Origin of the sequence: Pseudomonas meliae (assembly GCF_001400515.1) — a bacterium.
GTDB lineage: Bacteria > Pseudomonadota > Gammaproteobacteria > Pseudomonadales > Pseudomonadaceae > Aquipseudomonas > Aquipseudomonas amygdali.
Genome location: NZ_LJQT01000501.1, coordinates 1 through 775, shown reverse-complemented (window position 1 = coordinate 775; position 775 = coordinate 1). Strand labels below are relative to the sequence as shown.

Annotated in this window: 1 protein-coding gene and 1 pseudogene; both read left to right on the top strand. The window is 55.1% G+C overall.

Annotated elements, in window-relative coordinates; all coding sequences use genetic code 11:
• Positions 1-120: 120 nt before the first annotated feature.
• Positions 121-453: pseudogene (locus ALO64_RS23475) on the top strand (YnfA family protein).
• A 169-nt stretch (positions 454-622) separates the two neighbouring features.
• The coding region (csrA, locus tag ALO64_RS24900; protein ID WP_157058687.1) for a carbon storage regulator CsrA at positions 623-775 on the top strand (153 nt) is incomplete at its 3' end.

Here is a 775-nt window from a genome sequence, read left to right as displayed (position 1 = left end):
ATGCCGTTCTGGACGCTCTGCGTCCTCTTGAGCGACGTGTTCAAGGTCATCAGGGTCATGACCGCGCTGTTTTCTGATAGGGTTACGCTCCTCTTTTAAGCCCCTTTCAGCGAGTCCATCGTGCTCAATTACCTGTGGTTCTTTCTCGCAGCCCTGTTCGAGATATTCGGCTGCTATGCCTTCTGGCTATGGCTGCGCCAAGGCAAAAGCGCGCTGTGAGTCATTCCGGCACTCATCAGTCTGACACTGTTCGCGCTGTTGCTGACACGTGTGGAAGCGGCCTATGCAGGACGAGCCTATGCGGCGTATGGAGGAATTTACATCGTCGCGTCGATTGCCTGGCTGGGGCTGGTCGAGCGGGTCAGGCCGCTGGGCACGGACTGGCTGGGTCTGGCTTTCTGCGTGATCGGCGCCACCATCATCCTGCTGGGGCCGCGCTGGTCTGCTGCATGAAAACTGCGGCTGCCAGCGATATTTCCTACAGATTTAGCTAGAAAGTAAGACCCTTCCTTCAGTCTTTTCCGATGCGTTTGAAGGGCGTTACTGATTTGCCATCAGCGCATTGAAGCGCTCGGTTTCGCGATGCACCCTGCCTTTTTGCGCAACGAGAAGGGTGGGAAAAATGCTGGTACTGACGCGGGAAATTGGTGAAACGTTTTCAATCGGTGATGACATCACCGTGCAGATTCTGGGTATCAACGGCAATCAGGTGAGGCTCGGGATCAATGCCCCGAAAGACATCAAGGTTCACCGAGCCGGAGACTGTCAGAAATTT